This is a genomic window from Bacillus sp. AY2-1 (assembly GCF_008368965.1).
In the GTDB taxonomy this organism is placed as follows: domain Bacteria; phylum Bacillota; class Bacilli; order Bacillales; family Bacillaceae_G; genus Bacillus_A; species Bacillus_A thuringiensis_S.
The window spans coordinates 1-7174 of the sequence record NZ_QPEL01000172.1 but is presented as its reverse complement, the minus strand read 5'-3'; the positions used below and the strand labels follow the sequence as shown (position 1 = coordinate 7174).

Genomic DNA, 7174 nt, shown 5'->3' with positions numbered 1-7174 from the left:
TAAATTTATAAAAGTATAAAAAAATTTTTTTTTTACGAGGTGACGGAAAATGTGCAAGGTTATCACAACTGGTAACTTCAAAGGTGGGGTTGGAAAGACTACCAACGCTGTAATGTTAGCTTATACATTCGCAAAACAAGGAAAGAAAACTTTATTAGTAGATTTAGATCCACAAGCAAATGCGACTGATTTACTATTTAACACAATGAAAAAAGTACATTCGATTGAACCGGAATTTAAAAGAACATTAGCTATGGCTCTTATAGACGCGAACTTACAAAGCGCACTGATTAATGTACTACCTAACTTGGACTTACTTCCTTCTTACGAGGATTTACAAACGTATGAAAAATTCCTATTTAGAAACTTTGAGGATGACTTCTCGCAAGATACATATTTTGCAAAACAGTTAAGTACAATCAAAGAAAATTATGATTACATTTTTATTGACGTGCCACCACAATTAAATAAATTTGCAGATAGTGCCTTAGTCGCTAGTGACTATGTAATGGTTATTTTACAAACGCAAGAAAGATCATTAAAGGGTGCTCAAAAATACGTTGAACATGTATTTTCATTAGCAGATGATTACAATTTACCATTAGAAATTATCGGGGCATTACCTGTACTAATGCAAAATGGGAATGAAATCGATAAAGATATTCTTCAAGAAGCAGAAGAAATTTTTGGCAAGGCAAATGTATTCAGTAACATCATTAAACAGATGGCACGTTTAAAGAGATTTGATAGAACAGGAATCACTTACAATCTGAAAGATGTTCATGATAAAAACGTTCATACTGTATACCAAAATATTGCTGGTGAAGTCGAAAAAAGAATCGAGATTTTGGAAGGAATGACAACAGTAAATGGATAACAAATTGAATATAGATAAAGAACAACTTGGAATGAGAAGAAAGAAAACTGAAGGGTCAGTAACCTTCACACCAGAAAGCAAAGAAAATCAGGAACGTAGTTTTCCTGACGATGATAAACTCTTTGAAAAGCCTAAGAGAAAACTTACTACGAAAGAGTTACCTAAATCTTTCCGTGTCTCATTAGAAACGCATACGGCAATATCTACCCTGGCTACAATTGAAGATATGAAAATTTATGAAGTTATAAATATGTTAATCGAAGAAAAAGTTGCTTCATTACCTGCACCAAAGCAAAAGTTAGTAAAAAACGCTGTAAAACAAGTGCTTGAAGTGAAGAAAAGTCGAGAATAGGAATGAAGTTAAACTTTATTCCTATCTAAATAAACGAATTTATACTTTTATAAATTTATAAAAGTATAAGATTATAAATTTATAAATAGAGGTGGTACCTTTGGATAATAAGAACAATTCATTTGTAGTAACCGTTACACCTATCACTGACGATTCAACTTCGAATACAGAAATGACATTGCAAACACCTGAGAAAAAGAGTTTTAAAAACCAACAGGGTAGTATTAAAATCCCTAAACAATCCAAAGAAGAACTTGAAGCACTAATGAAAATTACCAACACGAAATTCACTCACGAAATCATCGGTTTACTAATAAATCATTATGTAGATAATGAACTGACCCCTGAACAACAAAGGAAATTTAAAATCTTAACAGACATTTAATAGAATGCTAACTAGGAGTGGTATCTTTGGAAAATAAAAGTAAATCTTTTGTAGTAACCGTAACACCTATTACCGAGGCTTCAGATTTAACTGACCAACTTAATCCTGTTAACACGGAAAAGGAAATACAGACACCAGAGAAACCAGATCAACGTTTAGTTCCATCTAAAACAGCTAAAATTTCACCTTCTGTTTTGCTAAAGCTAAATACCCTTAAACCATTTATCCAAGAACAAGAAGGTATGGAAAAAACATCAATTAACAATATCATTGATATGCTTGTTGAAAGTTACATAGATGCCAATCTACAAAACAGACATTCTAAAGCATATAGAGATATGTACAAGCGTCTTTATGAAATGTTAGAAGATAAATAAAACCTTTTAAATAGGAGTGTTCAATTTGGATAAACAATACTTGGTGACTGTGGCACCTATTCAAGGTAATCATGCAACAAAGAAAAAGAATTCCTTATCAGCAGCAGACAGAAAAAATATAAAAGTATCGCCTGAAACACTTAATAAAATAAAAGCCATTTGTACAATGAAAGACATGAAAAATTATGAGCTTATTGATGAAATATTAGATTACTACATTGCTAATAAATTGGATGCACATGAGCAGAGCACTCTAGACGACATTGTTTCTATAAAAAAATAAGCCCTACATATGTAGGGTCTTTTCATATTTCTATATTCACAAGAACTTCCAACACGTTTTTTTCTTCTCCTTCGCAGCAGCAACGTCATCCCGAAATTCCAATGGTTTCTCCACTAACTCATTTACACAATTATCGATATAGGAAATAGTTTTAAGCATCCGGTAACACAAATTCCATTTGGCGACTCTGTGTCTTAAATCCAAGTTTTTCATAGAATTGTATAGCCTTCTTGTTAAATTCTAAAACATTTAATTCTACACTTGTTGCTTGTATTTCTTTAGCATACTCAAATGCTTTTTGTACTAATATTTTTCCTATTCCTGTTCCTTGACATATTTCGCTTACACCAATATTGCGGATAAAGAGTACTTTTCGCTCAACTAACTTTGGATTTTCGGATGGTTCTTTAATCTCTAAAATTATGTAAGCAAGAAACTCTTTATTATTGTCCTCTACTACAAATATCTCTATGGTTTTATCATTAAACCACTCTTCGTATGCATTTTGATCCAAAGAAGCTGAAGTATCAGAGTAAATATCTGGTCTTCCCTCTATATGTAACTGTTGAACTTGCTTGTTTATATTTGATATATCCCAAAAATCTTCTGGAGCAGCTAGTCTTACTGTGAAAGGCAAAACTTCATTAGACATAAGTCCATTCCTCCAAATGTTTTATTTAAATTGGTTTTAACAAAGCGCATCACTATCCGTAACGAAGACAAAGAGGAACCATACTCTCACAAGGGAACCTCCTTGTTCTCACCAAAACTTCCACCACGACTTCTTTCCTTTCGTAGCAGCAATCTCATCCCGAAAATCTTGCATTAACCTCTTCGTTTCCTGCATCTCACGTAGTGTCTTCATAAGCGTCTCGTCTCGCGCTTCCAATCGTTTTTCCACTCGCTCATTATGCGCTTCAACGCTCGCTTTGATTTCCTCATTACTTTGCTTCGCCTGCTCACTTAATCGTTTCTCCATCTCTAACATACTCTGATTCATTTCTTGCGCCATAACGCTATACTGTTCCTGTAATTGCTGTTTAATGTGGAATGGTACTAAATCCGTTTCCTTAGACTCTTCTTGAATCAGATCCGGATTAACTTTTTCTATTTGCTGCGCAATCATCTTCGCTGCCTTTTCTAGCGTCATACCGTCATGCTTACTGAGTTCAATTAATTTCTCAATCACCATAATGTCATTTTCTGTGTATTGGCGTCTACCACGATTATCTTTCTTTACAGCGAATCCCTCGCGCTGTAATACTTCCATGTACTTTCTAAGGGTGCTATCGGAAATTCCTAGTCGTTTGTATACTTCACTAGCAGAATAAACAATTTCGTCCGTCATAACGTCACAACACCTCCTAGTGAGAGTATTCCATGATGGCAAAGAAATTCCTGCAAATAAAAAAAAGACCTGTACAGGCCTTTTCAACTTAACTATATACTTTCTTTTTCTCTTTTCTCTAACTGATAAGTTAAAGCTAGATTAATCAAGAATGTTATAAATGCAAATATACTTGTTGCAATAAAGATATAGCCCATGATTGATATATTATTATAATCAATCGACAAACATAATAATAAGCCTATACAAAAGAAGGATGCAAAGTTATCCGAAATGACTTTTTTCATTCTAGTTTCCTCCATACACTTTCCGTTTCCCATTTTTTACTATAAAAATATCTTATAGCGATTTGTTGATTTTAACAAGCAATTTCCTAAACAACAGAATCATTTGAACTACAATATAAACAATTCCTGTTTGACTTATTAGCGAGAATCCTTGTTCCTGACTACCAACCATAATGAACAAACCACCGCATAACGCTATAACGGTTGAAGTTGAACCGACTGTTAAGTTTCTTAGTCACATCATAAATATTTCCTATTATTTAATTAAATAAGAATTCACTTTTCCATTCAGGATTCTTTCTATTCTCTTCATTATAATCAAGAAGGCACTCTTTCATTATTTTTGTATCTATCGGTAACCTTTTTCTAACTTTGATCATCCTTCGAAGATCATTTTGTTTGGCAAAGGAAACACAGACCCTGTAATACAATCCCAAAAGGCATTCCAATTTTCCCCATAAAAATCAGGAAACTCAAGCTTCTCTTTAAGAAGTAAATGCAATTCTTTTGCATTATAAATGTTGCTTACATCTATGACCATAGTTGATTCATGTTCATTCCTCAATTTATGCACCTTATTAACACATATTGGCTTATATTTAATCATTATTTTACAAGATATCACTTATTCCTAGTTGTTTGTATACTCCACTAGCGGAATACACTATTTCATCCGTCATAACGTCACGACACCTCCTAGTGACAGCATTCCATGATGGTTCAGAAATTTCTACAAGTAAAAAAAAGGAGCCCACTAGGACTCCTCTTTGTTTTAAATCTTAATAGTTAATTATAGCTTGTCCAGCCGGATACCAGGTTCCGTTATTTGCTAGGGCGAAACCATAGACAGTCTGACCAGAGCCAATTTTTTGTTTAACATTATTTAATGATTCATATCCATATGCCTGATAACCTTTCCCGCTTTGTGGATATGCTACTGCTAATGTATTGTAATTATTTGGATCCGAATAACTATTTGTCCAAGCTATTCTTTGATAATACTTTGAAGTGAATGGATTTTCTAAGCCTTTTACAGCAAATTCAACAGTGCTCCCATTGACATTAACAGTAGTATACGCCGTACTTAAAGTATTTAAGTCTGCAACCTTTTCCTTACTTAAAGCTGGTGCGTTTTCTGCCGCCATCACACCGCCAGCTCCAGACAACATAATCCCAGTTGCTAATGCTCCAATTGCTAGTTTCTTTAACATAAAAAATCCCCCTTTAATAGTTTTATAGCTTGCACCTTCATCATACTTTCGATTTTCATATATGTAAATATATTACAATTTTAGAAACATAAAACTATTTATTGCGAATGTTGAGTTAAGATATGTTGTCTGATAATAACAATAAATGGTTATTATCATATGAAAAAGTCCACATTAAGTAGGACTAAATAACCTTAGCAATCTCATAAACAACGGAATCATTTGCACAACTATATAAACCAATCCCAGCACGACTTATTAGCGAGAATCCCTGTTCCTGGCTACCTACCATAATGCACACCCCTCCGCATAACGCTATAACGGATGCAATCGGATATGACACAGCTTTAATTAAGAATATAACCGGTTCAAACGCATTTACAATACGATTGTATAATTGGCCATCTATATAATTCTTTATCTTTCCGTCATTTGATTGCATATCTTTAAATACCTCATTCACATCTAAATTATGACAATCAGCAAATACATAAGGAATATCTATAATTTTACTGAATATAATAGCACTACCGATCACAATACTTATTCGCGCCGCCACGGGTGCGTATTTTTTTGCTTTCTTTTTTGAACAAGCTCCTCTTTTTCTTAGCGCCATAGTTACCATCCATAAAATCCTCGATGCTCATTGTCTCTGCTACCATATGGACCATATCCCTGTATAAGACCTTCTATATTTAATAAATGTGCTAAATATTATGTACTTGAAATTACGAAATAAACTAACATCACGTTAAACACTCTTTAACTCGCTTGTATAAATTTTAAACCAACTCTATACTTATTGCATTAACCATGGAAACAAAACGTATCACAAACGAATTTGAGGAATCGTTTTTCAATTTCACACTTTCAGTTTTGTAAACAAAAGGAAAATCCCAATTACACATGAATTCTTTTTATTTACTTCTCTAATTTATTGTAATCCATATTCCTAAGCTGTTTGTAATTTCTCCACCGACAGAATCATTTGTACGTGACTATGTATCGGGTCCTAGTATGACTCCTAATCAACGAACAATTTCATACTTCATTTGACCAATAGAACTATACCTTTTTATTCATTGCAACATATCTGCAAAAGAAGTACCTACATTATTCTTCCGTTTCATATGCTTCTCTAAATAGATTTTTGTTGTTTGAATATTTTCATGCCCCAGCGTTTGCATTAAGTGATATAAATCTGCATTTCCTTGTTCAACTGCCATGATTGCAAAAGCATGACGAAATGTATGTGCTGTTACTGGATTTTCACGATACTGCAGAAACTCTAAATTTGTTTTTTTAATCATATCTGTTACCTGGTTTGATAATGTTTTTGAATTATAAAAGCTCCTTCTTTGGTTTATAAATAAAGGACTTTCATCTCCTCGGTCCAATACAGTTTGAAACCCTCTTCTCTTTCTCATTTCACAAATACATTGATACAAATGTTCCGAAATGAAAAGTTCACGCACTTTATCTCCTTTACCCGTTACTTTTAACCAGTACTTTCCGTCATAGTGTAAATCTTTGACTCTTGTTGTACACAATTCTTGAATTCTTGCACCTGTACTTGCCAGAGCTAGTAAAATTGTATAGTTTACTACATGCCCTCTTTCTTTATAAAATCCTAATATTTTCATTACTTCATCATAAGATAGGTCCCGATTTGGCCGATCCTGTTCATTTACATTTGCGCGCTGCAGTTCTTCATGAAGAGGCTTTTCAATGTAAGAAAATACATGAAGATGTTTTAGAAAAGAACGAATGAGCACCGTTTTCTTCGCAAGTGTTGCGACTGCATATGTGTCACCATTCCTACCGTTCTCTACCTTCTTCAACCAAGAATTATATTTGCGAATATGCCAAGGTTGTAATGTTCTCAATAAAGAGTCATTTTGCTGTACCTCTTCCCCATTTAATTCGAATTCTTCTGCATACTGCACCATGTACTGACAAAATGACAAGATTTCAGATATATAACTCTTTTTCGTATCCTCTTTTCTATTCTTCTTCTCATCCATATCTTTTTGTAAATGTACGAAATGATAAAT

10 protein-coding genes and 2 pseudogenes are annotated in these 7174 nt (G+C 33.6%); 5 read left to right on the top strand and 7 right to left on the bottom strand.

Annotated elements, in window-relative coordinates; all coding sequences use genetic code 11:
- Positions 1–49 precede the first annotated feature (49 nt).
- The 5 genes from DN403_RS27365 to DN403_RS27345 all read left to right on the top strand — a co-directional run bounded on the left by DN403_RS27365 (position 50) and on the right by DN403_RS27345 (position 2274).
- A complete protein-coding gene (locus tag DN403_RS27365) occupies positions 50–877 on the top strand; it encodes a ParA family protein (protein WP_061667347.1) in 828 nt (275 codons plus the stop codon).
- Positions 870–1229 (top strand): hypothetical protein, encoded by a 360-nt coding sequence (locus DN403_RS27360; protein WP_000369031.1) that lies wholly within the window; start codon positions 870–872, stop codon positions 1227–1229. Before DN403_RS27365 ends, DN403_RS27360 begins: the two co-directional genes overlap by 8 nt.
- A gap of 100 nt (positions 1230–1329) precedes the next feature.
- Positions 1330–1614 (top strand): hypothetical protein, encoded by a 285-nt coding sequence (locus DN403_RS27355; RefSeq protein ID WP_149185961.1) that lies wholly within the window; start codon positions 1330–1332, stop codon positions 1612–1614.
- Positions 1615–1640: 26 nt separating this feature from the next.
- Positions 1641–1991: a hypothetical protein gene (locus tag DN403_RS27350; protein ID WP_149185960.1), complete on the top strand. Its 351-nt coding sequence runs from the start codon at positions 1641–1643 to the stop codon at positions 1989–1991.
- Positions 1992–2016: 25 nt separating this feature from the next.
- Positions 2017–2274, top strand: coding sequence for a hypothetical protein (locus tag DN403_RS27345; protein WP_149185959.1), 258 nt, complete (start codon positions 2017–2019; stop codon positions 2272–2274).
- 151 nt (positions 2275–2425) lie between these two features.
- Here the strand turns inward: DN403_RS27345 and DN403_RS27340 are convergent, their stop codons facing one another.
- The 7 genes and pseudogenes from DN403_RS27340 to DN403_RS27310 form a co-directional block, all read right to left on the bottom strand.
- Positions 2426–2926 carry a GNAT family N-acetyltransferase gene (locus DN403_RS27340; protein WP_149185958.1) on the bottom strand — a complete coding sequence of 167 codons (501 nt, stop codon included), beginning with the start codon at positions 2924–2926 and terminating at the stop codon, positions 2426–2428.
- 108 nt (positions 2927–3034) lie between these two features.
- Entirely contained in the window at positions 3035–3622 is a 588-nt protein-coding gene (locus DN403_RS27335; protein ID WP_149185957.1) for a DUF3967 domain-containing protein, read from the bottom strand.
- Positions 3623–3714: 92 nt separating this feature from the next.
- Positions 3715–3909 carry a hypothetical protein gene (locus DN403_RS27330; RefSeq protein ID WP_061667359.1) on the bottom strand — a complete coding sequence of 65 codons (195 nt, stop codon included), beginning with the start codon at positions 3907–3909 and terminating at the stop codon, positions 3715–3717.
- Between the two features lie 260 nt (positions 3910–4169).
- Positions 4170–4474: pseudogene (locus tag DN403_RS27325) on the bottom strand (barstar family protein).
- Between the two features lie 214 nt (positions 4475–4688).
- On the bottom strand, positions 4689–5120 hold the full coding sequence (locus DN403_RS27320) for a hypothetical protein (protein ID WP_149185955.1): 432 nt from the start codon (positions 5118–5120) through the stop codon (positions 4689–4691).
- A 174-nt stretch (positions 5121–5294) separates the two neighbouring features.
- Positions 5295–5782: pseudogene (locus DN403_RS32000) on the bottom strand (hypothetical protein).
- A gap of 417 nt (positions 5783–6199) precedes the next feature.
- Positions 6200–7174 (bottom strand): tyrosine-type recombinase/integrase (locus DN403_RS27310; RefSeq protein ID WP_149185954.1); only part of this gene is annotated, 975 nt, incomplete at its 5' end.

Coding starts and splice junctions, on each gene's coding strand:
- DN403_RS27365 (WP_061667347.1), top strand. CDS start 50: ATGTGCAAGGTTATCACAACTGGTAACTTCAAAGGTGGGGTTGGAAAG.
- DN403_RS27360 (WP_000369031.1), top strand. CDS start 870: ATGGATAACAAATTGAATATAGATAAAGAACAACTTGGAATGAGAAGA.
- DN403_RS27340 (WP_149185958.1), bottom strand. CDS start 2,926: ATGTCTAATGAAGTTTTGCCTTTCACAGTAAGACTAGCTGCTCCAGAA.
- DN403_RS27335 (WP_149185957.1), bottom strand. CDS start 3,622: ATGACGGACGAAATTGTTTATTCTGCTAGTGAAGTATACAAACGACTA.
- DN403_RS27330 (WP_061667359.1), bottom strand. CDS start 3,909: ATGAAAAAAGTCATTTCGGATAACTTTGCATCCTTCTTTTGTATAGGC.
- DN403_RS27320 (WP_149185955.1), bottom strand. CDS start 5,120: ATGTTAAAGAAACTAGCAATTGGAGCATTAGCAACTGGGATTATGTTG.